The sequence below is a fragment of the Cryobacterium sp. TMT1-2-1 genome, from assembly GCF_004403955.1.
In the GTDB taxonomy this organism is placed as follows: Bacteria; Actinomycetota; Actinomycetes; order Actinomycetales; family Microbacteriaceae; genus Cryobacterium; species Cryobacterium psychrotolerans.
Genome location: NZ_SOHC01000001.1, coordinates 1 through 24,851 on the forward strand (window position 1 = coordinate 1; position 24,851 = coordinate 24,851).

The following is a 24,851-nucleotide window of genomic DNA, read 5'->3' on the forward strand; positions in this document are numbered from 1 at the left end:
CCTGATCATGGCGCGCACCGACATCCGTGCCACGGTGCCGGGTGATGGCGGCCTCGACGCGGCCGTCGACCGGGCGAAGAAGCTCGTCGACGCCGGCGCGGACGCGATCTTCCCCGAGGCGATGGCGACGCTGGCCGAGTTCGAGGCGATCCGCGCGGCCGTCGACGTGCCGCTGCTGGCGAACATGACCGAGTTCGGCAAGAGCGAGCTGTTCACGGTGGACCAGCTGGCGGGCATCGGTATTAACATGGTGATCTGGCCGGTCTCGCTGCTGCGCCTGGCAATGGGTTCCGCCGCCCGCGGGCTCGATACGCTTATCGGCCACGGCACCCTGGAACCGGTGCTGGCTGAAATGCAGCACCGGGCCGATCTCTACGAACTCCTCGACTACGAGTCCTACAACCAGTTCGACACCAATGTCTTCAACTTCCAGATCAAGCGCTAGGGGAGCAACATGACCGAAACACAGCAGGCCGTGGCCCCGACGCTTGTCGGCGCCGAGCCACCGACACCCGTCATCTACAAGGGGCTGGCCGGGGTGCCGGTCGACTATACGGCGATCTCGCAGGTCAACTCCGACACGAACTCGCTGCTCTACCGCGGCTATCCGGTGCAGGAACTGGCCGATCGCCGCAGCTTCGAAGAGGTCGCCTACCTGCTCTGGCACGGCGAGCTGCCGACCGAGTCGCAGCTGGCGACGTTCGAGGACCTCGAACGGTCGCTGCGCCACCTCGACCCGGCCGTGCACCGCGTGATCGACGAACTGCCCATGACCGCTCACCCGATGGATGTCGTGCGCACGGCCATCAGCGTCATCGGCGCGAGGGACCCCGAGGCGAACGATTCCTCGCCGGAGGCCGATCTCGCCAAGGCGATCCGCCTCTTCGCTCAGCTGCCCGCCATCGTCGCCTATGACCAGCGCCGCCGCCATGGACTCGACCTCGTCGAACCCCGGGACGACCTCGGCTACTCGGCGAACTTCCTGTTCATGACCCATGGCGAGGTGCAGGAGCTCGTCGTCGTCGAGGCCTTCGACGTGTCGATGATCCTCTACGCCGAGCACTCCTTCAACGCCTCGACCTTCACCGCGCGGGTCATCACCTCCACCCTGGCCGACCTGTATTCCGCGGTCACCGGAGCGGTCGGCGCCCTCAAGGGCGCGCTGCACGGCGGCGCGAACGAAGCAGTCATGCACACCTTCGGCGACATCGGCACGGCCGACAAGGTCGACGCCTGGCTCGAGAACGCGCTCGCGAGCAAGAGCAAGATCATGGGCTTCGGGCACCGGGTCTACAAGAACGGCGACTCCCGCGTTCCCACCATGCGCCACGCCATGGAGGCGATGCTGGAGCACTACGACCGGCAGGACCTGCTCGAGCTGTACACGGCGCTCGAGGAAGCCATGGCCGCACGCAAGGACATCAAGCCCAACCTCGACTACCCGACCGGCCCGGCGTACCACGTGATGGGCTTCGACACCGAGACCTTCACGCCGCTCTTCGTCGCCAGCCGCATCGTGGGCTGGACCGCGCACATCATGGAGCAGCGCGCCGCGAACGCGCTCATCCGTCCGCTGTCGGTCTACAACGGCGTCGAGCAGCGCGAGGTTCCCGCCTGACCAACACGCCGGCGTCGGCGGCCGCGGGGCCGTCGGCGGCCGCGGGGCCGTCGGCTGTCGGGCCGTCGACTGTTGGCGTCGTGCACGCGGAGGCTCGAGCCGGGCGTGACGCTTGTGGGGCTCGCACAACCGAGGCGGGAGCATCCGGCGCGTCCCGCTAGCCTGCGAGGATGCATATGCTGCTCCGCACCCTCCTGCACTCCGTCCGCTCACGCTTCGGCCCTCGCCTCGGCCACTACGAGGTCGCCCGCACGCGGTTCATCACACTGCCGACCGACCAGGACATCCTGCGGCACATGAACAACGGCGTGTACCTGTCGATCATGGACATCGCGCGCTTCGACATGCTGCACCGCACCGGCATCTGGGCGATCTTCGTCGCCCGCGGCTGGTATCCGGTCGTGGTGTCGGAGACGATCAGCTTCCGGAAGTCACTGACCGTCGGCCAGAAGTTCACGGTCGAATCGCGCATCCTCGGCTACGACGCGAAGGCCGTCTACGTCGAGCAGCGCTTCGTGCGCCCGGATGCCGACGGGAACCCCGAAATCTATGCCCAGGGCTACATCCGCGGCCGGTTCCTCAAGCGCACCGGCGGCGTCGTGGGGATCGACGAGCTGGTCGCCGCGGTCGGCGCCCCTCCCGCGGACGCGGTCCCGCAGTGGCTGCTGGACTGGAGCGCGGACGTCGCGATGCCGCCCACCCGCGCGGCCGCGCCCAGCGTCTGGCCCTAGCGCGTTCCCCGATCGCTCAGTTGCGGACAAAGTACCTTCGCGGGCGCAGTGAAGGTACTTTCTCCGCAACTCAACCGCGGTGCGCGAGGAAGTCAGGCCGACTTGCTCGGAACCACGAGCTCCTTGTAGTAACGCGCGTGGGCCGGTATGTAGTGCTCGCGCTCGGGCAGCGGCTTGCCGGTGCGGGCCGCCACCAGGCGGTCGAGGTAGTAGTCCCAGCCGGGGCCGACCGTGGCCGCCTCGGCGGCGCTGTTCAGGCGCTGGCCGAAGGTCAGGGTCGTCATCCCGTCGGCTTCGCTCAGGTGCACCAGGGCGCGCCATTCGTTCTCGCCCTCGCCGAAGTCGCCCGCGAAGCGGTACGGGGGAGTGCACTCGAGGATGCTCACGTACTCCCACTCGGCGTCGTCCTCGGCGTTCATCCGGAACTTGACGGCGCCCGTGCGTGGCGAGCCGGTGTACGTGCCGATCCAGGTCTCGAGCTCGTCGGTCCGGGTGAGGCTCGCCCAGACGTCGACGGCCGGCGCGGAGAACAGCCGGTCGAGCATCAGGTAGAGCCCGTCCTGGCGATGGGCGAGGCGACCGGTGGGTTTTGCTGACATGGCGACCTCCGCGGTGAGTGATCGAGTACCTGCTATGAGGCTATGCCTTCCGCCCTCCGGATGCCAGAGCCCCGGCCGGCCTCAGTCCTCCAGCACCGCCATCGCCGCGTTGTGCCCGCCGATCCCGCTGACGCCGCCGCCGCGACGCGCGCCGGCCCCGCAGACCAGGATGCGCGGATGTTCCGTCGCCACGCCCCAGCGCTCGGCCGGGGTGTCCCGACGGGCGTCGTCCTCGAGGAAGGGCCAGTCGAGCGGGCCGTGGAAGATGTTGCCGCCGGGCATGTTCAGGGCGTGCTCGAGGTCGAGCGCGGTCTTGGTCTCCACGCAGGGGTTGCCCGCGGCATCCGTGAGCAGCAGCGCCTCGATCGGCTCGGCGAGCACCGAGTTGAGCGAGGCCAGCACGGCGGCCTGGAGCCGCTCGCGCAGGGCGTCGTTGTTCTCCTCGGTCAGCCAGCGGCTGGGGGCGTGCAGGCCGAACACGGTGAGCGTCTGCACTCCGGCGGCGACGAGCTCGGGCGCCAGGATGCTCGGGTCGGTGAGCGAGTGGCAGTAGATCTCGCACGGCAGCACGCCGGGGATGTCACCGCCTGCCGCCTGCAGGTACGCCGTTTCGAGCTGGTCGTAGGTCTCGTTGATGTGGAACGTTCCGCCGAACGCGGCCTCGGGCGAGACGGACTCGTCGCGGAGCTTCGGCAGCCGCGTGAGCAGCAGGTTCACCTTGACCTGGGCGCCCTCGGGCTTGGCGACGGGCCGGCCGGAAGCGGTGCCGGAAGCGGTGCCGGAAGCCGCGCCGGTCGCATCCGCGAGCAGCCCCTGCAGCACCCAGGGCGCGACATTCGCCAGCACGTACCGGCCGGCGACGACGAGGTCCCGGCCGTCCTGCTCGTAGCGCACCTCACCGTCCGGCGTGACCGAGGTCGCCCGCGCCCCGGTTTCGATCCGGGCCCCGGCCGCGCGGGCGGCTTTCTCGAGTTCGCCGGACACGGCTCCCATGCCGCCGATCGGCACGTCCCAATCGCCGGTTTCGTTGCCGATCACGTGGTACAGGAAGCAGCGGTTGGCGTCGAGGGAGGCGTCATCCAGCGCCGTGAAAGTGCCGATCAGCCCGTCGGTGGCGACGACCCCGCGCACGAGGTCGTTGCCGAATCGGTCGGTGATCACCCGGCCGAGGGGCTGCTCGATGAGCGCGTCCCAGAGCGCGTCGTCGCCGACCAGGCGCCGCGCCTCCGAGCGTGTCGGCAGCGGCTCGCACACGGTGGGGAAGAGGGCCCGGGCGACGTGCTCGGTGGCCTGGTAGAAGGCGTTCCAGGGCTCGAAGTCGCCGGCCGCGCCGACCCGGGTGAAGGAGGCGCGGGTGGCGGCGTCGTCGCCGCGGTCCACGAGCAGGCCGCCGGTCGTGTCGGACGGGTCCGGCGTGTACGACGAGTACCGGCGCCGGGCGAGCCCGATCGAGAGGCCGAGCTCGCTGATGATCCGCTCGGGCAGCAGGCTGACCAGGTAGGAGTAGCGCGAGAGGCGGGCGTCGATGCCCGCAAAGGCCTCGGCCGAGATGGCCGCGCCGCCCACCTGATCGCCCTGCTCGAGCAGAAGCACGGACTTGCCGGCCAGGGCGAGGTAGGCGGCGGCGGTCAGGCCGTTGTGCCCGCCTCCGACAATCACGACATCGTGTGTGGGTTCGGTCATGGCACGAGCCTAAGCCGTGTCCCCCATCCCCGCGAAACCGCAGTTGTGCGGGCTAAAACGTCGTTATATCGCGCACAACTGCGGTTTCGCGGGAGGAAGGCCAGGCGACGGCGCGGGCCAGCGCGTCGCGCACCGCGAGCACGCCGGGCCGGCCGGCGCTCGAGCGCCGGGCGGCGGTGAAGACCGTGCGGTGGGGACGTCCGGGGAGCTCGCGCAGGCGCACCGACGGTTTGTCGCCGGCCCAGACGAGGTCGGGCAGGATGCCTACGGCGTTGCCGGATTCGATCAGGCGGATGTGCGCGACCAGGTCGGCGGTCTCGAACCGCACGTCGGGCTCGAATCCGGCCGAGCGGCACAACTGCGTCGCCCATTGGCGGGAAGCCGTGCCTGCGGGTTCCATCACCCACGGCAGCGAGGCCGCTTCTTCGAGCGTCGGCGCCGACACCCGCCCGGTGCGGCGGCGGGGAACGGCCAGCCGCAGCGCATCCGAGGCCAGGTCCACCCGGTCGAGGTCCGGCCAGTGCGCCCTGGTGTGGCCGGGGTACTGCTCGGCCATGACGAGGTCGAAGTCGCGGGCGGATACCTCGAACAGTCCCAGCTCCGGCTCTCGTTCGGTGATCTCCACGCGCAGCTCGGGGAACTGGGCCGAGAGGAGCGTGAGCGCACGCGGGATCACGGCGTGCGCGGCCGACTGGAACACGGCCACCCGCACGGTGCCCGATACCGTCGTCAGCGACGCGGTCATCTCCGCCTCGGCCCGCTCGAGGCGCTCGAGCAGATGCGTCGTGTGCTCGACCAGGATCTCGGCCTGCGGCGTGAGCTGCACCCGCCGGCCGACCCTTTGCAGGAGCTTGGCGCCGGCCTCCTTCTCGAGCAGCGCGAGCTGCTGCGACACCGCTGACGGGCTGTAAGCGAGGGCCTCGGCCACCCCGGCCAGGGTGCCGCGAATCTTCAGTTCACGCAGCAACCGGAGCCTCCGGACATCCAGCATCAGACCGCCTCACTATTCATCAGTAATACTAATGAATATCGTGCACAAAGATTCGCTTTTGCCTATTGACATTGGGCCGCACACTGAGACTAGATACCTCTTCTGTGCGGCATAACGAAACGAAAGACTAACGTCGTGACCATGACCAACCCCCTCATCCCCAATGTCGAGAAGGACCTCAGCGTCGAGGTTGTCGCGCTCGTGCAGAAGTGGCTCGCCGAGAGCGCCACGATCCCCGCGGACGTGTCCGCCGAGCGCCTCGCCGGGGTACTGAAAGACCCCAACGGGCTGGACTTCACCGTCGGATTCGTCGACGGAGTGATGCGCCCCGAAGACAAGATGGTCGCCGGTTACAGCCTGCAGAAGGTCGCGAAAAAGGCACCGGCCTTCCTGCCCTGGTATATGCGCGGCGCGATCGGCGTCGGCGGAGTGCTCGGCCCCGTGCTGCCCTGGGTCGTCGTCCCCGCGGCCCGTAAGGTGCTGCGCGAGATGGTGGGCCACCTCGTCATCGATGCGACCCCCGCGAAGCTCGGCCCGGCAATCGCACACCTCACCGAGTCGGGCAATCGCCTCAACATCAACCTGCTCGGCGAGTCCGTGCTCGGCGAGAAGGAAGCCCTGCGTCGCCTCGAGGGGACCCGCACGCTGCTCCAGCGCCCCGACGTCGACTACGTCTCGATCAAGGTGTCCTCCATCGCCAGCCAGCTGTCGATGTGGTCCTTCGACGAGGCCGTCACCCGCGTCGTCGAACGCCTCACCCCGCTCTACGAACTGGCCGCGGCGTCGCCCACGCCCAAGTTCATCAACCTCGACATGGAGGAGTACCGCGACCTCGACCTCACCATCGCGGTGTTCGAACGCATCCTCGACCAGCCGCAGGTGCGCACCCTGGAAGCGGGCATCGTGCTCCAGGCCTACCTGCCCGACGCGCTCGGTGCGCTCCAGGGGCTCACGGAGTGGGCGAAGGCCCGCCGCGCGGCCGGCGGAGCGCCGATCAAGGTGCGCGTCGTCAAGGGCGCCAACCTGGCGATGGAGCAGGTCGACGCGGTCGTGCACGACTGGCCGGTTGCCACCTATGGAACCAAGCAGGACACCGACACGAACTACAAGCGCGTGCTCGACTGGGCGCTCACCCCCGAGAACACGGATGCCGTCCGCATCGGCGTCGCCGGCCACAACCTGTTCGACCTCGCCTACGCCCACATCCTCTCCACCCGCCGCGGCGTGCAGGACCAGGTCGAATTCGAGATGCTGCTCGGCATGGCGACGAGCCAGGCCGACGCGGTCAAGAAGGACGTCGGCCGCCTGCTGCTCTACACGCCGGTCGTCAACCCGGCCGAGTTCGACGTGGCCATCAGCTACCTGATCCGCCGCCTCGAAGAGAACGCGAGCCAGGAGAACTTCATGTCGGCCGTGTTCGAGCTGACCAGCACGCCGGCACTGTTCGCTCGCGAGAAGGAGCGCTTCCTCGCCTCCCTCCGGGCGCAGGACGCCGTCGTCCCCGAGCCGAACCGCAGCCAGGACCGGTCGCAGGCCACGCCGCTCGAGTCCGCAGCCCCGGCGGCGCTCGCCGCGGATGCCGCCGACGAGACCGACGCGCACCTGACCGCGGCCGTGCTCGGCCTCACCCGCGGCTCGGCCGGCGTGCCGTCCGGCTTCCACAACGCGGCAGACACCGACCCGTCCCTGCCGGCCAACCGCGCCTGGGGGCGCAGCATCCTGGCCCGCGTCGAGGGCTCGACACTCGGCGTCGACACGATCGCGGCCGCGAGGGTCGATGACGCCGGCGTCCTCGACGGCATCATCGAGTCCGTTGCCAGGGCCGGCGCCGCGTGGGGGCAGAAGACCGGCGCCGAACGGGCCGAAGTGCTGCACCGCGCCGGCGTCGCGCTCGAAGCGAGGCGCGACCGACTGATCGAGGTGATGGCCGCCGAAACCGGCAAGACCATCGCCGAGGGTGACCCCGAGATCAGCGAAGCGATCGACTTCGCCCACTACTACGCCGAGCGGGCCAAGGACCTCGACCGGGTCCAGGGCGCCATTTTCGTGCCCTCGAAGCTCACCGTCGTCACCCCGCCGTGGAACTTCCCGGTGGCCATCTCGGCCGGCGGCGTGCTGTCCGCGCTCGCCGCGGGATCCGGTGTCATCATCAAACCGGCCAGGCTCGCCCAGCGCAGCGGCGCCGTCATGGTGGAGGCGCTCTGGGAGGCCGGCGTCCCGCGCGAGCTCCTCGCGCTCGTCGACCTCGCCGACCGCACGCTCGGCACCCAGCTCATCGCGCACCCGTCGGTCGACCGGGTCATCCTGACCGGCGGGTACGAGACCGCGCAGCTGTTCCGGACGTTCCGCAGCGACCTGCCGATGCTCGCCGAGACCAGCGGCAAGAACGCCATCATCGTCACCCCGTCGGCCGACCTCGACCTCGCCGCCGCCGACGTGATCAAGAGCGCGTTCGGCCACGCGGGCCAGAAGTGCTCCGCCGCCAGCCTGGTGATCCTCGTCGGCTCGGTTGCCCGGTCCGAGCGCTTCATCAGCCAGCTGGTGGATGCCGCGACCTCACTGCGCGTCGGACTGCCCGCCGACCCGGTGACCCAGATGGGCCCGATCATCGAGCCGGCCGAAGGCAAGCTCCTGCACGCCCTCACCACGCTCGGCGCGGAGGAGAAGTGGCTTGTCGAGCCCCGGCAGCTGGATGACTCCGGCCGGCTGTGGACGCCGGGAATCCGCACCGGTGTGGCCCCCGGCTCCTACTTCCACCTCACCGAGTTCTTCGGCCCGGTGCTCGGCGTCATGCACGCCCGGAACCTGGCGGAGGCCATCCGGTTCCAGAACGCCGTGGACTACGGGCTCACGTCCGGGCTGCACTCGCTCGACGCCGACGAACTGGCGGAGTGGCTCGACACCATCGAGGCCGGAAACCTCTACGTGAACCGCGGCATTACCGGCGCGATCGTGCAGCGCCAGCCGTTCGGCGGCTGGAAGCGCTCCGCCGTGGGCGCCGGCACCAAGGCCGGCGGACCGAACTACCTGTTCGGCCTGGGCGGCTGGGTCACCGACCCCGGCAAGAACAGCTCAACGCTGCACCTGCGCGGCCTCGAGGAGCGCGTGACCGACGTGATCGAGGCGTCGCAGTCGGTGCTCGACTACGCCGACTTCGACGTGCTGCGCCGGTCTGCGCTCAGCGACGCGCTGGCCTGGCGGGAAGAGTTCGGAGCCGTGAAGGATGCCTCCGGCCTGGTCCTGGAACGCAACGTCTTCCGCTACCTGCCGCTGCCCGTCACGGTGCGCCTCACCGACAGCGGCACCCTCTCCGACCTGCTGCGCGTGATCAGCGCCGCGGTGCTGTCGAACTCGCGGTTCGTCGTGTCCACGGCCGTCCCGGTGCCGGCCGGCGTGCGCGGCGTTCTCGACGCCCGCGAGGTGCCGGTGACCGTCGAAAGCGACGCCGAGTGGCTGGAACGCGCGGCCGCCGGCGGCATCAGCACGAGCCGGGTTCGCCTGATCGGCGGAGACCCGCGAACGGGCGCCGCCGCCGAGGCATCCGCCCTCGCGCTGGCGCTCGCCGGCAGCCCCGACGCGGCCGTCTACGCGCACCAGGTCACCCAGGCCGGCCGCGTGGAACTGCTGCCGTTCCTCCGCGAGCAGGCGATTTCAATCACCGCGCACCGCTTCGGCAACCCGAGCACGCTCTCCGACGGCGTGATCTAGCCGGCGCGCCACGCTGCGGGGCGCTGCGGGGTTACCGAGCGAGGGCGGCCGCCACGAGCGCCAGCGCCTCCGCCGGGTCGACGCCGAGCCCGGTGACCCGGTCGGCGTAGGCGATGGCGGCGAGCTGCGCCTGGCGGTGGGTGGCGTCCCCGGTCGCTGCGACGAACGATCCGTTCCGGCCGCGCGTTTCGATGACCTCGTCGCGCTCGAGCGCGCGGTAGGCGCGGGCGACCGTGTTCGTGGCCAGGCCGAGGTCCGCGGCCAGGGCGCGAACCGGCGGCAGCCGGGTGCCGGCGGCGAGTTCACCGGAGCGTACGGCCTCAATGAGCTGCACGCGGAGCTGCTCGAACGGCGGCGTGGCCGACGTCGAGTCGATTGTGAGGAATGACAGTGGCACGGCTTGCTCTCCCTGGGGGCTGCGTCTGGCCAGTGTGGCAATTCGGAGTGCCGGGCGCAACCGCGGCCGACCCCAGCGAGCCTCGCTACTCGGCGGCGCGGTGGATCAGGCGGGAGAGCACGATCGAGCTGCGGGTGTGGTCGACGTTGGGGGCCAGCCGCACCTTCTCCAGGGCCGCTTCGAGTCCTGAAATGTCGCGGGCCCGGATGTGCACCATCGCGTCGGCGCTGCCGGTGACGGTTCCGGCATCCACGACCTCGGGCACACCGGAGAGGATCCGCAGCAGTTCGTCGGGTGCCACGGTCCCGCGGCAGAACAGCTCGACGTAGGCCTCCGTGCTCATGCCGTCGATGGCGGGATCGACCTGGATCGTGAAGCCGCGGATGACCCCGTCGGCCACGAGCCGGTCCACCCGGCGCTTCACCGCGGAGGCGGACAACCCGACGACGGAACCGATGTCCCCGTAGCCGGTGCGCGCATTCTGGCGCAGGAGATCGAGGATGCTGCGGTCGAGGTTGTCCATCCCGCGAGTCTAGGCGAAATCGTTGCGCGGACCGCGCAGATTACGCAGTAATCCCGCGCTCGATTGCGGGAATCACCGGATAGCTGCGTGGAAAACTGAACCCACCACGACAAAGGAGATCCGTTGGCGAGAACGCTGCTGGACACCGCTCTGCCCACGATCGCTCCCGCGCCCACGCCCGAGGCGGCGCCCACGCGCACGGCGAGCCCGCGCAGCTACCTGATGTGCCGCCCGGAATACTTCACGGTCAGCTACGCCATCAACCCGTTCATGAACCCCGACGCCCCGACGGACACGGCCCGCGCCCTTCGTCAGTGGGACGCACTCGTGGGCGTCTACCGCGGCCTCGGCCACGAGGTAGCGTTCCTCGGCCCGGTCCCCGGGCTCGTCGACATGGTCTTCGCCGCCAACGGAGGCTTCACCGTCGACGGCCGGGCCTACGTGGCGAGCTTCGCCCACCCGGAGCGGCGGGCGGAGGCGGACTCCTTCCGCGCCTGGTTCGCCGCGCACGGTTTCGAGACGCACGAGCCGGCATCCGTCAATGAGGGCGAAGGCGACTTCGCGTTCGCCGGCGGCGTGATCCTGGCCGGCCACGGCTTCCGTTCGAGCGCGGAGAGCCACACCGAACTCGCGCGCGTCTTCGGCCGTGAGGTGCTCAGCCTGCGCCTCGTCGACGAGCGCTTCTACCACCTCGACGTCGCCCTCACGGTCCTGGATTCCGAGGCGATCGACGGCCCGGCACGGATCGCCTACCTGCCGAGCGCGTTCGACGAGGCCGGCCGGGCGCTGCTCGCCGACCGCTTCCCCGACTCGATCCTCGTCTCCGAGGAGGAGGCCGCGATCCTCGCGCTCAATTCGGTGTCCGACGGGCGCAACGTGGTCGTCGCCCAGGACGCGCACGACTACATCGCGGCCCTCGCCGCCGCCGGGTACACCCCGGTTCCGGTCGACCTGTCCGAGCTCCTCAAGAGCGGCGGCGGAGTGAAGTGCGTGTCCCAGGAACTGCGCCGCTGACCTGCTGCGCGCCGTGAATCGTGCGCAGGGGGCGGGAAGCACGCTGATTTCGTGCGCGAATTAGCGTGCACCATTGATTCCGGCTGTGTGAGACTTGAGGCGGCGTCCCGCGCGGGATCGTGAACCGATCTCGCCGGGCTCTCGTGAGCGACTTGGTCCGCCATCCACCCCACGCACCGACCCCCGGGTATCGGGCCGGAGCGCAGAGCAAGGAGATCCCATGTCGACCAATCTCGAGGAACTCGTGACGCCGGACGTTCCGGTGCGCACGGCCGTCAAGCGCACCGTCCTCATGTGCAAGCCCGACTACTTCACCGTGGTCTACCGGATCAACCCGTGGATGGACCCGGCGCTGCCGACCGACACGTCCCTCGCGGTGGCCCAGTGGCAGACCCTGTACGACACCTACCTCGGCCTCGGCTACGACGTGCACCTGATCGACCCGATCGACGGCCTGCCCGACATGGTCTACGCGGCCAACGGCGGTTTCGTCATCGACAACATCGCCTACGGCGCCCGGTTCACCTACCCGCAGCGCCAGCCGGAGGGTCCGGCGTACATGGACTGGTTCCGCGCCAACGGATTCGACGTGCGCGATCCCGCCGAGGTCAACGAGGGCGAGGGCGACTTCCTGCTCGTCGGCGACGTCATGCTGGCCGGCACGGGCTTCCGCAGCGCGTCGAACAGCCACGAGGAGATCGCCGGCATCTACGGCCGCACGGTGATCACGCTCACGCTGGTCAACCCGAACTTCTACCACCTCGACACCGCGATCGCCGTGCTCGACGACACCAACATCGCCTACCTGCCGAGCGCCTTCGACGAGGCCAGCCTGGCGATCCTGCGCGAGCGCTTTCCGGATGCCATCATCGCGACCGAAGCGGACGCCGCCATCCTCGGCCTCAACTCCTACTCCGACGGCTACAACGTGGTCATCGCCTCGCGCGCGAAGGATTTCGAACGCGAGCTGCGCGCCCGCGGCTACAACCCGATCGGCGTCGACCTGTCCGAGCTGCTGCTCGGCGGCGGCGGCGTCAAGTGCTGCACCCTGGAACTCCGACGATGAGCGAGGAAACAATGACCCACACCACCCACGCCGCGCCGAGCCTGACCACCACGCCCCGCCAGGCCCAGGCCATCGCGCTCGAGAACGAGCACGCCGCCCACAACTACCACCCGCTGCCCGTTGTCGTGGCATCCGGTGAGGGTGCCTGGGTGACCGACATCGACGGCCGACGCTACCTCGACTGCCTCGCCGCCTACTCGGCCGTGAACTTCGGCCACTCCAACCCGGTGCTGCTGGATGCCGCGCGCGCGCAGCTCGGACGGATCACGCTCACCAGCCGCGCGTTCCACAACGACCAGCTCGGCCCGTTCGTCACCGCCCTGGCGAAGCTCTCGGGCAAGGACATGGTCCTGCCGATGAACACGGGCGCCGAGGCGGTCGAATCCGCCGTCAAGGTCGCCCGCGCCTGGGGCTACCGGGTGAAGGGCGTCGCGCCCCTGCAGGCGAACATCATCGTCGCCGGCGGCAACTTCCACGGCCGCACGACCACGATCATCAGCTTCTCGGATGACGAGTCGGCTAGGGCGGACTTCGGGCCGTTCACGCCCGGGTTCCGCACGGTTCCCTACGGTGACGTGGAGGCGCTCGAGGCCATGATCGACGCGAACACCGTCGCCGTGCTGATCGAGCCGATCCAGGGCGAGGCCGGCATCGTCGTGCCGCCGGCCGGCTACCTGCCCACCGTGCGCGAGATCACGAGCCGCCAGAACGTGCTGTTCATCGCCGACGAGATCCAGTCCGGCCTCGGCCGCACCGGTTCGACGTTCGCCTGCGACCTGGTCGGGGTCGTGCCTGACCTCTACCTGCTCGGCAAGGCCCTCGGCGGCGGCATCGTGCCGGTGTCCGCGGTGGTCGGAAACAGCGACATCCTCGGCGTGCTGAAGCCCGGCGAGCACGGCTCGACCTTCGGCGGCAACCCGCTGGCGGCGGCCGTCGGCCTCGCCGTGGTGACGATGCTGGAGACCGGCGAATTCCAGCAGCGCGCCCGCGAACTCGGCGAGCACCTGCACGCCGGGCTGACGAGGCTGATCGGACACGGCGTCCTCGCGGTGCGCGGCGCGGGCCTCTGGGCCGGCATCGACATCGACCCGGAGCTCGCGTCCGGGCGTGCGGTGAGCGAGGCGCTCCTGGCCCGCGGCGTGCTCGCGAAGGACACGCACGGCTCGACCATCCGTCTGGCGCCGCCCCTCGTCGTGTCGGCCGAAGACATCGATTGGCTCGTCGAGCAGCTGGCCGGCGTGCTCGAGGAACTCGCCAGCCCCGCCGCCTGATCGCACCTCGCCGCGTTTCGGCGCGGTCGTTCAACGCCGACCGTGACCGTTGCGGTCGAGTTTGCCCGGCACGACCGGGCAACTCGACCGCACGGCCCTGAATGCGCGGATCGATGACGGCGCGGCCGAGGCGGGGCGGGATCCCCGGTCGATCAGGCGGCTGCTCAACGTGGGCGGGGCGTTCACCCCGAGCGCCGAGGGACTGCTGCGCGGGCCGCCCGGCCGGTGGGCCGAGGATCTCGCGTCGATGACGCTCGAGCACGGGATGAGCGAGTACATCCTGGCCACGGATGACGCCGCGACCATCCAGCGCTTCGCGGCCGAGGTGGCCCCCCGCGGCCAATCAACGGCGCCGAGTGTCGCCGAATCTACCGAGTCGACCCGTTGTATCGGCGACACTCGGCAGATTCGGCGATTCTGGGCGCAGCCAACGGCGCCGTCTAGAGAACCACGGATGCCGGGGCGGGCGCCTCGGCCGCGATCCGGCTGAGCCGGGTCAGCTGCGTCACGTGCCCGGGCTCGAGCTCCTCGAGCGAGTTCACGCCGAGCAGGCGCATCGTGCGCGACACCTGCTCGGAGAGGATCGCGATCGCCCGGTCGACGCCGGCCTCCCCGCCGGCCATCAGGCCGTACAGGTACGCGCGCCCGACCAGCGTGAAACGCGCGCCGAGGGCGACGGATGCGACGACATCCGCTCCGCTCATGATCCCGGTGTCGAGGTGCACCTCCATCTCGGAGCCGACCTCGCGCACGACCTGCGGCAGGAGGTGGAACGGGATCGGGGCGCGGTCGAGCTGGCGTCCGCCGTGGTTGGAGAGGATGATGCCGTCCACGCCGAGGTCGACCAGCCGCTTCGCGTCGGCCACGGTCTGCACGCCCTTGACGACGATCTTGCCGGGCCATTGCGCCTTGATCCAGGCGAGGTCCTCAAACGTCACGGTCGGGTCGAACATGGTGTCGAGCAGGTCGGCGACGGTGCCGCTCCAGCGGTCCAGGCTGGCGAAGGCGAGCGGTTCGGTGGTGAGGAAGTTGATCCACCACTCCGGGCGGGGCAGCGCGTTCAGCACCGTGCCCGCGGTCAGCGCCGGCGGGATCGAGAAGCCGTTGCGCTTGTCGCGCAGGCGCGCGCCGGCGACCGGCACGTCCACGGTCACGAGGAGGGTGTCGAAGCCGGCCTTCGCGGCCCGGTCGACGAGGGCCATCGAGCGGTCGCGGTCCTTCCACATGTACAGCTGGAACCAGTTGCGCCCGTCGGGGTTCGCGGCCTTGACGTCTTCGATCGAGGTCGTCCCCATCGTCGACAACGAGAACGGGATGCCGGCCCTGGCCGCCGCGTGGGCGCCCGCGGTCTCACCCTCGGTCTGCATCATCCGGGTGAAGCCGGTCGGGGCGATGCCGAACGGCTGGGCGACGGGCGCGCCGAGCACGTCCCAGCCGGTGTTCACCGTCGACACGTCGCGCAGGATCGACGGGTTGAACTCGATGTCCTCGAAGGCCTGGCGCGCCCGGCCGAGCGAGAGTTCCGCCTCGGCGGCGCCATCCGTGTAGTCGAACGCGGCCCGGGGGGTGCGCTTCTTGGCGATGTCGCGCAGGTCGTAGATGGTGAGCGCGGCGTCGAGGCGGCGCTTCTTCGCGTTCAGCTCCGGCGTCTTGAACTGCATCAGCGGGGCGAGATCCTGGATCTTCGGGATGCGTCGTTGAACCATCGAGTGCCTTCTTCCTGTTGGGCCTGGGTTAGGTGAGGTGGGTTTCGGCGTAGTAGCCGGAGATGTGGGATTGCACGGCCAGGCGTGCGGCCTCCGCGTCGGTGGAGGCGACGGCCGCGAGGATGGCGCGGTGCTCGAGCATGAGGCGGGCGGATGTTGCGGGCCACGAGACGAGGCCGGGAACTCCGGCGCGCGCGTAGCCTTCGATGGCGCTCCGCAGGCCGGCCATCATCGCCGTGACGACCTGGTTGCCGGACGCCTCGGCCAGCGAGACGTGGAACTGTGCGTCGAGGGCCAGGAACTCGGCCTCGGTCAACTCCCGGGACTCCATCGCGCGAAGCAGCGCCTCCGACCCGGCGAGGTCGGGCCGATTCGGCGCCCCGGCCAGCTCGGTCACGACCGAGGCCTCGAGCACGAGACGGGTCTTCACGACGTCGGCGACCGGGAATCCCCGGGCGGCCATCTGCAACCGCATCAGGGCCGACATGCCGCCGCCGGGGAGGGCGACGATGATCGCGCCGGCGGAGGGGCCGGAGCCGGTCGCCGTGCGGATCAGCCCGAGAACCTCGAGCACGCGGATCGCCTCGCGCACGCTGGACCGGCCCACGCCCAGCTCCACGGCCAGGGCGCGCTCACCGGGCAGACGGTCGCCCGGACGGAGGCGGCCTTCGAGCAGGTCAGTCTCGATGTGGGCGAGCACGGTCTCCCAGGCGCGGCGGTCGTCGTCGGGCACGATGGTCCTCCTCGACCTGGGGTGATGCTCACTGGTGTGGTCTGACCACAGTACATGACTCACTCCGCGCTCGCACCGTCCGGCTCAGTTGCGGAGAAGGTACCTTCGTTGGGGGATTGAAGGCACTTTCTCCGCAACTCAATCTGAAAATCAGTCCGTGCGCAGCACCACGTTGGCGGGGGCCTCGCCGCGCAGCATCCGGTTGATCTGGCCGCGCAGCAGGCGGGCCATCCGCGGCAGCATGGCCGTCGAGGCTCCACCGACGTGCGGGGAGATCAGCACATTGGGCAGGGCGAAGAGCGGATGCCCCTGGGGCAGCGGCTCCGGATCGGTCACGTCGAGGGCGAGCCGCAGGCGCCCGCTGCCGGCGTGGGCGAGCAGCGCGTCGGTGTCCGCCACCGGGCCGCGGGCGATGTTCACGAGCAGGCTGCCGTCGCGCATCCGGCCGAGGAAGGCGTCGTCGACCAGGTGCGTCGTCGACGCGGTGAGCGGCACGCCGACGACGACGATGTCGGCCTGGGGGAGCAGTCCGGGCAGTGACTCGAACCCGTGGATCACGCCGCGGTCGTCGGAGCGGGCGGTGCGGGCCACGCGCACGACAGTGGTCTCGAACGGGAGCAGCCGGGCCTCGATCGCCTGGCCCACGCCGCCGAAGCCCACCAGCAGCACGGTGCGGTCGGCGAGGCTCGCGTGCTGGGCAGGGGCCCAACGGCCCTCGGTTGCCGCCCGCACGAAGTCCGGGATGCCGCGCTGTGAGGCCAGGATCAGCGCCAGGGTGAGTTCGGCGGTCGACGTCTCGTGCACGGTGGCCGCGTTGGCGAACACGTGCCCGGCCGGCAGCGCCGCCTTGACCTGGTCGTAGCCGATCGACTGGCTCTGCACCAGGCGCGTCGTCACGCCGGCGAGGTGCGCGAGGCCGGCCGGTTTGCCCATATACGGCGTCACCACGATGTCGATGACGGGCACCGGCGCCGGACCGGTCAGCTCCCAGTCGAGAAGCTCGACCCCGTCGGGCAGGTCGCCGAGGGCCTCCCGCAGTTTCGTTTCCGGCACACTGACACGCAATCGCGGAGAAGTCATCTTCCGAGCCTAGAGGCGCCCGTTAGCCCCGCGAAACTGCATTTGTGCGCGTTATGAACGCGCTTTAGCGCGCACAACTGCGGTTTCGCGGGATGTTTGCGGGGGGCTCGCGGGAGATTAGGGGATTAGGGGGTTAAGGGCGGCTCAGCGGGGGGTGGTTGCCTCGACGATGGCGATCTCCCGGGTCGCGGTTTCGCGGTCGCGGCCGGACCCGTCGTGCCGCACGAGCAGCCGCGGCGTGCCGCGCGGGCGGAAGCGCACGCGCAGCCGGCGGTACTTGATCATCCAGAACAGCACGGCGGCGGCGGCCAGGATCCCGGACAGGGCGGCGACCCCGAGCCCCCAGCGTGGGCCGTACTGGTCGGTGACCCAGCCCACCAGCGGAGCGCCGAGCGGGGTGCCGCCGGCGAAGATCGCCATGTACAGGGCCATGACGCGGCCGCGCATGGCAGGGGTGGTCGTCGTCTGCACGTAGGCGTTCGCGGTCGTCATCAGGGTGATGGCGGAGAACCCTACGAGCGCCAGGGCGATCGCGAAGGCGGCGTAGGTGGGCATCAGGGCCGCAACCCCGCAGGCGATACCGAATGTCGCGGCGCCGACGACCACGAGCCGGAGCCGCGGCCGGCTGCGGTGCGCCGAGAGCAGGGCCCCGGCCACCGACCCGATGGCCATGATCGAGCTGAGCAGGCCGAATTCCCCGGCGCCCATCCCGAACTCGACGGTCGCCATCGTCGCCGTGAAGATCGCGAAGTTGAAGCCGAACGTGCCGACCAGGAACACGGTGATCAGCACGACCACGATGTCCGGCCGGCGCCAGACATAGCGGAACCCGGCCACCAGCTGGCCTCGCTCCCGGGATGCCTTCGGCTGCGCCCGGAGTTTCTCCCGGCGCAGCAGCAGCATCGCGAGCACGGTCACGGCGAAGGTGGCCGCGTTGATCAGGAAGACCCAGCCCGCACCGACGGCGACGGTGAGGATGCCCGCGGCGGCCGGTCCGATCAGCCGGGCCCCGTTGAATGACGCCGAGTTCAACGCGACGGCGTTCGACAGGTTGTCATCGGCGACGAGCTCGGAGACGAACGTCTGCCGGGCCGGCGCGTCGATCGCCGCGACGACCCCGAGGGCGAGGGCGAAGAGGTAGACGTGCCAGAGCTCCACCACCCCGGTCACCGTGATGATGCCGAGCCCGAGGGCGAGAATCGCCATCAGGGTCTGGGTGAGGATGAGCAGCCGGCGCCGGTTGAAGCGGTCGGCGATCAGGCCCGACCAGGGCATCAGGAGCAGCTGCGGCCCGAACTGGAGCGCCATGACGATGCCGACCGCGGTGGCATTGTGATCGGTCAGCTCGGTGAGCACGATCCAGTCCTGCGCGGTGCGCTGCATCCAGGTGCCGATGTTCGACACGAGGGCGCCGGCGAACCAGATCCGGTAATTCACGCCGCCCAGGGAGCGGAACATCGCACTCAACTGTCGGCCAGTCCCCTCATGATGAGCGTCGCCTCGGCGAGCACGCGGCGACGCTCGGGGGTGAGGGCACTGACGCGCGTGGCCAGCCAGGCGTCCCGGCGCATCCGGGTCTCGCGCATGAGCGCCTGGCCCTGCTCGGATGCGCTGAGCACGACCTTGCGGCCGTCGTCTTCGGCTCCGGCCCGCTGCACGAGGCCCGCCTCAACGAGGCAGTTGACGGTGCGGTTCATCGAGGGCGGTGTGACGTGTTCGAGTTCGCTCAACTCGCCGAGGGTCAGCGGTCCGTCGACGAAGAGGGTGCCGAGGGCAGAGAACTGGCCACCGCTGAGCTCGTTCTCCGCCTTCTCCTGGCGGAGGCGCCGGGCCAGCCGGCCGTTGGCGATCCGGAAGTCGTGGCTGAGTTCTGCAACGCTGCTGCGCCGGGCCGGTGTCGAGGCGGGGGCAGGGGTCGCGGATTCCATAAGCATTGAGCATAACCAATTAGCGTTGCTAAGTATTCCTCTGCGCTGCCGTCTGCTGCCAGAATGACACCGTGCCCACCTTCACGGATGATTACGGCGTCGAGATCACCTACTACGCCTGGCCGGTCCCGAACGCGCGGGCCGTGGTTCAGCTCGCTCACGGGGTGGGGGAGCACGCCGGCCGCTACGCGGAACTCGCGCGGGCGCTCAACGCCGCCGGCTACACGGTCTACGCGGACGACCACCGCGGCCACGGCCAGACCGGACTCGATCAGCACGGAGGCGACCTGTCGAAGATCGGCCGGCTCGGGCCGGGCGGGATGCGCGCGGCCGTCGCCGGCGTGCACCAGCTGAGCGGGATCATCCGCTCCCAGCAGCCGGGGCTGCCCCTCGTGCTGCTCGGGCACAGCTGGGGGTCGTTCATGGTGCAGATGATCATGAACCAGTACCCGGCCGACTACGACGCCATCGTGCTCAGCGGCACCGCGTATCGCTGGCCCGGCTACCTCGACAGCGGTGACCTCAACCGCAAACACAAGCACCTCGGCACGACGGGCGTCGAGTGGCTGAGCCGCGACCCCGCGGTGGCCGACGCGTTCATCGCGGATCCGCTCACCACGACGACCCCCCTGGCCCGGCTTTTCGGGCTGCGCGAGGCGGCCCGGATCTTCGGTCGACCGGCCCAGGGGCTGCCGCCCGCCCTCCCGCTGCTGATCCAGGTGGGCGGCGACGACACCGTCGGCGGAGAGCGCAGCGCACGCATGCTCGTCAAGGCATATACGCGGCGATCCGGCCTGCGCGACGTGAGGCTGGTCGTGTACCCCGGCGCCCGCCACGAGGTCTTCAACGAAACCAACCGGGCGGACGTCGTCGCCGACCTCGTCGCCTGGCTCGATGAGCGCTTCCGCGCGCACGCGGATGTCGGGGGCCCGGGCGATTAGGCTTGCCCCATGCACGGTGAATACAAGGTTCCAGGTGGCAAGCTCGTGGTTGTCGATCTCGACGTGGTCGACGACAAGATCGTCAACTTCCGGCTGGCCGGAGACTTCTTCCTCGACCCGGACGACGCCCTCGAGGACATCAACGCCGCGGTGAACGGCCTGCCGGTCGGCAGCGACGCCGCGACCATCGCCGCCGCGGTGCGGGGGGCGCTGCCCGCGCACGCGACCCTGCTCGGCTTCTCGCCGGAGTCCGTGGCGGTCGCGATCCGCCGGTCCCTGGCCCAGGCCAGCGGCTGGCGCGACTACGACTGGCAGCTCATCCACTCCAAGCCGGTTGCGCCGATGATGCAGATGGCGCTGGACGAGGTGCTCGCGATCGAGGTCGGCGAAGGACGCCGCAAGCCCACGCTCCGCATCTGGGAGTGGAACGAGCCGGCCGTGGTGATCGGCAGTTTCCAGTCACTGAAGAACGAGGTCGACCCCGCCAACGCCGCCCTGCACGGCTTCACCGTCGTGCGCCGGATCACCGGCGGCGGCGCCATGTTCATGGAGGCCGGATCGGTCATCACGTATTCGATCTACGCGCCGGTCGAACTGGTCCAGGGGATGACCTTCGCCGACTCGTACGCCTTCCTCGACGACTGGGTGCTCACCGCGCTCAAGTCACTCGGCATCGACGCGTACTACCAGCCGCTCAACGACATCACGAGCCCGAAGGGCAAGATCGGCGGAGCCGCGCAGAAGCGGCTCGGCAGCGGCGCCGTGCTGCACCACGTCACCATGAGCTACGACATGGACGGCGACAAGATGGTCCAGGTGCTGCGCATCGGCCGCGAGAAGCTGAGCGACAAGGGCATCACCAGCGCGGCCAAGCGGGTCGACCCGCTGCGCAGCCAGACCGGCCTGGGCCGCGACGAAATCATCGAACGGATGAAGGACACCTTCATCGAGCTCTATGGTGCGCGTTCCGGCGACATCACCGACGAGGAGTACGCGAAGGCGGCCGAGCTTGTCGTCACCAAGTTCGGCACGGACGAATGGATCACCCGCGTTCCCTGACCGGATGCCGCCCGGCGGACTGCGCGCCCCTCGGTAGACTGGCGGAATGGAGTGGTGGTTTCCGATCGGCCTGGCCGGCTTTGTGCTGCTCGGATACCTGGCCAACCGGCTCGGCTGGATCGACCTTTCGAACAAGAACCATCGCCCTGGCGGCGGCGGAAGCATCGTGAGCATCGGCGACGAGGTCTTCGCGCCCGCTCGGCATGAGGCCGCCATCGAGCTGGACCGCCAGAGCGTGCTCCCGGCGCCCGCGCCCCTCGCCGGGGATCCGGCCGCAGACAAGGTCTACGACGGCCGCATCACCATCCAGCTGCGAGACGACCACCAGCTGCGAGACGACGAGCCGCGAATCGACCGGCGACCGGGGCCGGATCCCAGCTAGCTCCCGCGGGCTATGTCGACTGGCAGAATGAGGGAATGCCTATTGCGTGGTCACAGACGTCTCCCAGCCGCGTCATCCACGCCGACAACCTCGAGGTGCTCCCCGCACTGCCGGACGCGTCCTTCACTCTGATCTACCTCGACCCCCCGTTCAACACGGGCCGCGTGCAGAATCGCCGCACAACGACGTCGGTGCGCCTGCCGACGCCGCCGGCAAGCCCGGGAAAGGGCGCGCGCGCGGCCGGCACCATCACCGGTTTCAAGGGTCAGTTGTACGAGCGGATCAAGGGCGACCTGCTCGGCTACGACGACCAGTTCGAGGATTACTGGGCCTTTCTTGAACCGCGCCTGATCGAAGCCTGGCGCCTGCTCGCCGACGACGGCACCCTGTACCTGCACCTCGACTACCGGGAGGCGCACTACGCCAAGGTGCTGCTCGACGCGCTCTTCGGCCGGGACTGCTTCCTCAACGAACTGATCTGGGCCTACGACTATGGGGCGAAGTCGAAGAACCGCTGGCCGACCAAGCACGACACGATCCTCGTCTACGTGAAGAACCCGGCCCGGTACTACTTCGACTCGAGCACCGTCGACCGCGAGCCGTACATGGCGCCCGGGCTGGTCACGCCCGAGAAGGTCGCGCGCGGCAAGCTGCCGACGGATGTCTGGTGGCACACGATCGTGTCGCCCACGGGCAAGGAGAAGACCGGGTACCCCACCCAGAAGCCGATCGGCATCCTGCGGCGGATGATCCAGGCCTCCAGTCGCGAAGGCGACTGGGTGCTCGACTTCTTCGCCGGCAGCGGCACCACCGGCGCGGTCGCCGCCGCCCTCGGACGCCGCTTCGTGCTCGTCGACCAGAACCCGGAATCGATCGCGGTGATGCGCACGCGGTTCGCGCCCCTGCCCGACGTCGAGTTCCTCGGCCCGCCCGCCCCGGAGGTCGAGCCTGTCGAGACCTGAAACACTGAACCCATGAGACTTCGCATCTTCACCGAACCGCAGCAGGGCGGCACCTACGACGACATCCTCGCCGTCGCCCAGGCCACGGAGTCGCTCGGCTTCGACGCGTTCTTCCGCTCCGACCACTACCTCGCGATGGGCGACGCCTCCGGTCTGCCGGGCCCGACGGATGCCTGGACCACCCTGGCCGGGCTCGCCCGCGAGACGCGGCGCATCCGCCTCGGCACCCTCGTCTCGTCGGTGACCTTCCGTCCGCCGGGGATCCTCGCGATCCAGGCGGCCCAGGTCGACCAGATGTCGGGCGGCCGGGTCGAACTCGGCCTCGGCACCGGCTGGTTCGAGAGGGAACACCTCGCCTACGGCATCCCGTTCCCGCGGAAGCGCTTCGGCATGCTCGAGGAACAACTCGAGATCGTCACCGGACTGTGGGCGACCCCGGTCGGACAGAGCTACAGCTTCGCCGGCGAGCACTACAGGCTCGTCGACTCCCCGGCGCTGCCGAAGCCCGTGCAGGCGCGCGTTCCGGTCATCGTCGGCGGCGGCGGGCCTCAACGCACCCCGGCCCTGGCCGCCCGCTTCGGCACCGAGTTCAACCTGCCGTTCCCCGAGTTCGCGGACATTCCGGGCAAGTTCGCCGGCGTCCGCGCGGCCTGCACGGCCATCGGCCGCGACCCGCACGAGCTCGTCTACTCGGCCGCCCTGATCGCCGTTGCGGGGCGGGACGAGGCAGAGTTCGCCCGCCGGGCCGCCGCGGTCGGCCGCGAGCCGGCCGAGCTGCGCCAGCACGGCGTGGCCGGCACCGCATCCGAGATCGTGGACCGGCTGGGCGCCCTCGCCGCCGACGGCGTGGAGTGCGTCTACTTGCAGATCATGGATCTGTCCGACCTCGACCACCTGGACTTCATCGCCCGCGAGGTCGTGCCGCAGCTGGACTGATCCCGACTGGCCTCGACCATCGGTGGTCGAGCTTGTCGAGACCCCGGCCCGATCACCGGTGGCCGGGCCCGTCGAAGCCCGGTGCCGATGGACGCCGCCGAATGCTGATCCTGTCGTAGGACCGCTCGAGGATCGCATCCGTGGGCCATCCCGCGATGAGGGCCAGTTGATCCCGCGCGAGCCCCTCGGCGTCTGCGGGATCCCAACCCTGTGCGGAGAGCCCGGATGCGAGTGCAGCGACGTAGTCGCCGACCGTGAAGCCGGGAATCTCAGCGATCCGCGCAGTTGTCGTCGCGCGCTGGGAGCTCAGGCCGGCGAATCCACGGGAGCAGCCGCAACCGGACTCCGGGTGGACGCTGTCGCACGCGCACGGTTCCTGGATCGTCACTAATTCGCCTTCGACGCACCAGTGGTAGTCGTCGTCTCGAGTGCCCTGGGACAGGGATGTCGCCACGAGAACGTTCATGTCGCTTCCTCCTTTGTTGGGAATCATTGCGACCGTTCTATCGGCACCGTCCGACATTCGACGTCGTCGGTGCTAGCCCAGCGCCGCCACGGCGTCGGCGACGGGAACCGTGCCCGAGAGCAGGTGCAGCACCTGCCGCGTGCCGGCGCCGGTTCGCACCAGCTCGGCGAGCACGGCTGCGACGTCGGCGCGAGGCACGGTCCCTCGCGGCTCGGACCGGCCGGGCTCGAGGTGTCCCGGGCCGGTGAGGTCGAGCCGCACGGCCCCGGTGCCCGGGTCGTCGATGAGCCCGCCGGGGCGAACGATGGTCCAGGCCAGCGGGCGCGCGGCGAGATCCTCCTCGGCGGCCAGCTTGGCCCGGAGGTACGCAACGAAATCGGCGGGCACCGAGTCGGGCACCGCACTGTCCCGCACCGATTCGACCCCGGTCGAGGAGATCTGGATGAAACGCGGCACGCCCGCGGCCTCCGCCGCGTCGGCCAGCAGCACGGATGCGCCGAGGTCGACCGACTCTTTCCGGGCGTCTCCGCTGCCGGCTCCCGCCCCGGCGGCGAACACCGCAACATCCGCGCCGGACAGGACCCGGGCCAGATCAGCGACCGAGGCGCTCTCGAGGTCGAGCACCACCGGAGCCGCGCCGTCGACCATGAGGTCGGCGCCCTGCGCCTCGCTCCGGATCAGCCCGGTCACCTCGTGCCCGTCCCGAACCAGCGCCCGGGTCAGGTGTCGGGCGATCTTTCCGTGTGCACCAGCAATGACAATACGCATCTCACCGACAACCCGGTGCGGCCACCGTTCATTCCCCTCGGCGGTGCAGCTCACCGGAGCGGGCCGTTCCGCCTTCGCCGACGCGGGCGGCGCCGGTTGCCGCCGCGCGGCCGAGGGTAGGCTCGACCTCGTGCCTGACCAACGTCTGCCCGGTTCCAGCCCGGGAGGGCGGTGGCGCGTCCGCCGCGCCGCCGTGCTCGTGCCGGTGGCGGTCGTCCTGGCTGCCGGCGCCCTGATCGCCGGCGTGCTCTCCGCGTCCGCCCCCGCGTCCCGCACCTCCCCGGCGCAG

Annotated in this window: 25 protein-coding genes; 13 read left to right on the forward strand and 12 right to left on the reverse strand. The window is 70.0% G+C overall.

Annotated elements, in window-relative coordinates:
• The 3 genes from E3T33_RS00005 to E3T33_RS00015 form a co-directional block, all read left to right on the forward strand.
• Nucleotides 1–445: isocitrate lyase/phosphoenolpyruvate mutase family protein (locus E3T33_RS00005; RefSeq protein WP_174843259.1), on the forward strand; the 445-nt coding region annotated here is incomplete at its 5' end.
• A 9-nt stretch (nt 446–454) separates the two neighbouring features.
• Nucleotides 455–1,618, forward strand: coding sequence for a bifunctional 2-methylcitrate synthase/citrate synthase (locus E3T33_RS00010; protein ID WP_092323234.1), 1,164 nt, complete (start codon nt 455–457; stop codon nt 1,616–1,618).
• Between the two features lie 170 nt (nt 1,619–1,788).
• On the forward strand, nt 1,789–2,349 hold the full coding sequence (locus tag E3T33_RS00015; protein ID WP_092323235.1) for a thioesterase family protein: 561 nt from the start codon (nt 1,789–1,791) through the stop codon (nt 2,347–2,349).
• Nucleotides 2,350–2,441: 92 nt separating this feature from the next.
• Here the strand turns inward: E3T33_RS00015 and E3T33_RS00020 are convergent, their stop codons facing one another.
• From E3T33_RS00020 to E3T33_RS00030, 3 genes are all read right to left on the reverse strand, one after another.
• Complete coding sequence (locus E3T33_RS00020; protein WP_092323237.1) at nt 2,442–2,948, reverse strand: SRPBCC domain-containing protein; 507 nt, start codon at nt 2,946–2,948, stop codon at nt 2,442–2,444.
• 81 nt (nt 2,949–3,029) lie between these two features.
• A complete protein-coding gene (locus E3T33_RS00025) occupies nt 3,030–4,631 on the reverse strand; it encodes an NAD(P)/FAD-dependent oxidoreductase (RefSeq protein ID WP_134574502.1) in 1,602 nt (533 codons plus the stop codon).
• A gap of 52 nt (nt 4,632–4,683) precedes the next feature.
• Nucleotides 4,684–5,622: a LysR substrate-binding domain-containing protein gene (locus E3T33_RS00030; RefSeq protein WP_092323240.1), complete on the reverse strand. Its 939-nt coding sequence runs from the start codon at nt 5,620–5,622 to the stop codon at nt 4,684–4,686.
• Between the two features lie 141 nt (nt 5,623–5,763).
• Here E3T33_RS00030 and E3T33_RS00035 point away from each other — a divergent pair, with 141 nt between their 5' ends.
• Nucleotides 5,764–9,330 (forward strand): bifunctional proline dehydrogenase/L-glutamate gamma-semialdehyde dehydrogenase, encoded by a 3,567-nt coding sequence (locus tag E3T33_RS00035; protein WP_134574505.1) that lies wholly within the window; start codon nt 5,764–5,766, stop codon nt 9,328–9,330.
• Between the two features lie 31 nt (nt 9,331–9,361).
• Here E3T33_RS00035 and E3T33_RS00040 read toward each other — a convergent pair whose 3' ends face one another.
• Complete coding sequence (locus E3T33_RS00040; RefSeq protein ID WP_218121503.1) at nt 9,362–9,727, reverse strand: GntR family transcriptional regulator; 366 nt, start codon at nt 9,725–9,727, stop codon at nt 9,362–9,364.
• Between the two features lie 85 nt (nt 9,728–9,812).
• Complete coding sequence (locus E3T33_RS00045; protein WP_092323241.1) at nt 9,813–10,250, reverse strand: Lrp/AsnC family transcriptional regulator; 438 nt, start codon at nt 10,248–10,250, stop codon at nt 9,813–9,815.
• A 150-nt stretch (nt 10,251–10,400) separates the two neighbouring features.
• Here E3T33_RS00045 and ddaH (E3T33_RS00050) point away from each other — a divergent pair, with 150 nt between their 5' ends.
• The 4 genes from ddaH (E3T33_RS00050) to E3T33_RS00065 all read left to right on the forward strand — a co-directional run bounded on the left by ddaH (E3T33_RS00050) (nt 10,401) and on the right by E3T33_RS00065 (nt 14,091).
• Nucleotides 10,401–11,264, forward strand: a complete 864-nt coding sequence (gene ddaH, locus E3T33_RS00050) for a dimethylargininase (protein WP_347233185.1) — start codon at nt 10,401–10,403, stop codon at nt 11,262–11,264.
• A 220-nt stretch (nt 11,265–11,484) separates the two neighbouring features.
• Nucleotides 11,485–12,330 (forward strand): dimethylargininase, encoded by an 846-nt coding sequence (gene ddaH, locus E3T33_RS00055; RefSeq protein WP_092323244.1) that lies wholly within the window; start codon nt 11,485–11,487, stop codon nt 12,328–12,330.
• Nucleotides 12,331–12,341: 11 nt separating this feature from the next.
• Nucleotides 12,342–13,601, forward strand: coding sequence for an ornithine--oxo-acid transaminase (gene rocD, locus E3T33_RS00060; protein WP_134475544.1), 1,260 nt, complete (start codon nt 12,342–12,344; stop codon nt 13,599–13,601).
• Between the two features lie 61 nt (nt 13,602–13,662).
• Nucleotides 13,663–14,091, forward strand: a complete 429-nt coding sequence (locus tag E3T33_RS00065; protein WP_134574503.1) for a hypothetical protein — start codon at nt 13,663–13,665, stop codon at nt 14,089–14,091.
• On the opposite strand, the gene E3T33_RS00070 is transcribed toward E3T33_RS00065, so the two are convergent.
• The 5 genes from E3T33_RS00070 to E3T33_RS00090 all read right to left on the reverse strand — a co-directional run bounded on the left by E3T33_RS00070 (nt 14,042) and on the right by E3T33_RS00090 (nt 19,054).
• Complete coding sequence (locus tag E3T33_RS00070; protein ID WP_092323248.1) at nt 14,042–15,307, reverse strand: alpha-hydroxy acid oxidase; 1,266 nt, start codon at nt 15,305–15,307, stop codon at nt 14,042–14,044. The two genes, E3T33_RS00065 and E3T33_RS00070, sit on opposite strands and share 50 nt — an antisense overlap.
• 28 nt (nt 15,308–15,335) lie before the next feature.
• Nucleotides 15,336–16,040: an FCD domain-containing protein gene (locus tag E3T33_RS00075; RefSeq protein ID WP_092323250.1), complete on the reverse strand. Its 705-nt coding sequence runs from the start codon at nt 16,038–16,040 to the stop codon at nt 15,336–15,338.
• 150 nt (nt 16,041–16,190) lie between these two features.
• Nucleotides 16,191–17,120: a 2-hydroxyacid dehydrogenase gene (locus E3T33_RS00080; RefSeq protein WP_092323252.1), complete on the reverse strand. Its 930-nt coding sequence runs from the start codon at nt 17,118–17,120 to the stop codon at nt 16,191–16,193.
• A gap of 144 nt (nt 17,121–17,264) precedes the next feature.
• Entirely contained in the window at nt 17,265–18,578 is a 1,314-nt protein-coding gene (locus E3T33_RS00085; RefSeq protein ID WP_198417068.1) for an MFS transporter, read from the reverse strand.
• Nucleotides 18,579–18,583: 5 nt separating this feature from the next.
• Complete coding sequence (locus E3T33_RS00090; RefSeq protein ID WP_241982766.1) at nt 18,584–19,054, reverse strand: MarR family transcriptional regulator; 471 nt, start codon at nt 19,052–19,054, stop codon at nt 18,584–18,586.
• Nucleotides 19,055–19,119: 65 nt separating this feature from the next.
• Here E3T33_RS00090 and E3T33_RS00095 point away from each other — a divergent pair, with 65 nt between their 5' ends.
• Genes E3T33_RS00095 through E3T33_RS00115 form a run of 5 tightly spaced genes read left to right on the forward strand, consistent with a single transcriptional unit; the run spans nt 19,120 to nt 23,328 of the window.
• On the forward strand, nt 19,120–19,989 hold the full coding sequence (locus tag E3T33_RS00095) for an alpha/beta fold hydrolase (protein ID WP_134574504.1): 870 nt from the start codon (nt 19,120–19,122) through the stop codon (nt 19,987–19,989).
• A 9-nt stretch (nt 19,990–19,998) separates the two neighbouring features.
• Complete coding sequence (locus E3T33_RS00100) at nt 19,999–21,048, forward strand: biotin/lipoate A/B protein ligase family protein (protein ID WP_092323257.1); 1,050 nt, start codon at nt 19,999–20,001, stop codon at nt 21,046–21,048.
• A gap of 46 nt (nt 21,049–21,094) precedes the next feature.
• The gene (locus E3T33_RS00105; protein WP_092323259.1) at nt 21,095–21,430 is read left to right on the forward strand and encodes a hypothetical protein; all 336 of its coding nucleotides are present in this window, start codon (nt 21,095–21,097) and stop codon (nt 21,428–21,430) included.
• Nucleotides 21,431–21,465: 35 nt separating this feature from the next.
• Nucleotides 21,466–22,392 carry a site-specific DNA-methyltransferase gene (locus tag E3T33_RS00110; protein WP_092323260.1) on the forward strand — a complete coding sequence of 309 codons (927 nt, stop codon included), beginning with the start codon at nt 21,466–21,468 and terminating at the stop codon, nt 22,390–22,392.
• A 12-nt stretch (nt 22,393–22,404) separates the two neighbouring features.
• Nucleotides 22,405–23,328 (forward strand): LLM class F420-dependent oxidoreductase, encoded by a 924-nt coding sequence (locus E3T33_RS00115; protein WP_092323262.1) that lies wholly within the window; start codon nt 22,405–22,407, stop codon nt 23,326–23,328.
• A gap of 52 nt (nt 23,329–23,380) precedes the next feature.
• Here the strand turns inward: E3T33_RS00115 and E3T33_RS00120 are convergent, their stop codons facing one another.
• Together E3T33_RS00120 and E3T33_RS00125 are read right to left on the reverse strand one after the other, a co-directional pair.
• On the reverse strand, nt 23,381–23,794 hold the full coding sequence (locus tag E3T33_RS00120; protein ID WP_092323263.1) for a hypothetical protein: 414 nt from the start codon (nt 23,792–23,794) through the stop codon (nt 23,381–23,383).
• Nucleotides 23,795–23,866: 72 nt separating this feature from the next.
• Complete coding sequence (locus E3T33_RS00125) at nt 23,867–24,562, reverse strand: NAD(P)H-binding protein (protein ID WP_092323265.1); 696 nt, start codon at nt 24,560–24,562, stop codon at nt 23,867–23,869.
• Nucleotides 24,563–24,851: the final 289 nt, after the last annotated feature.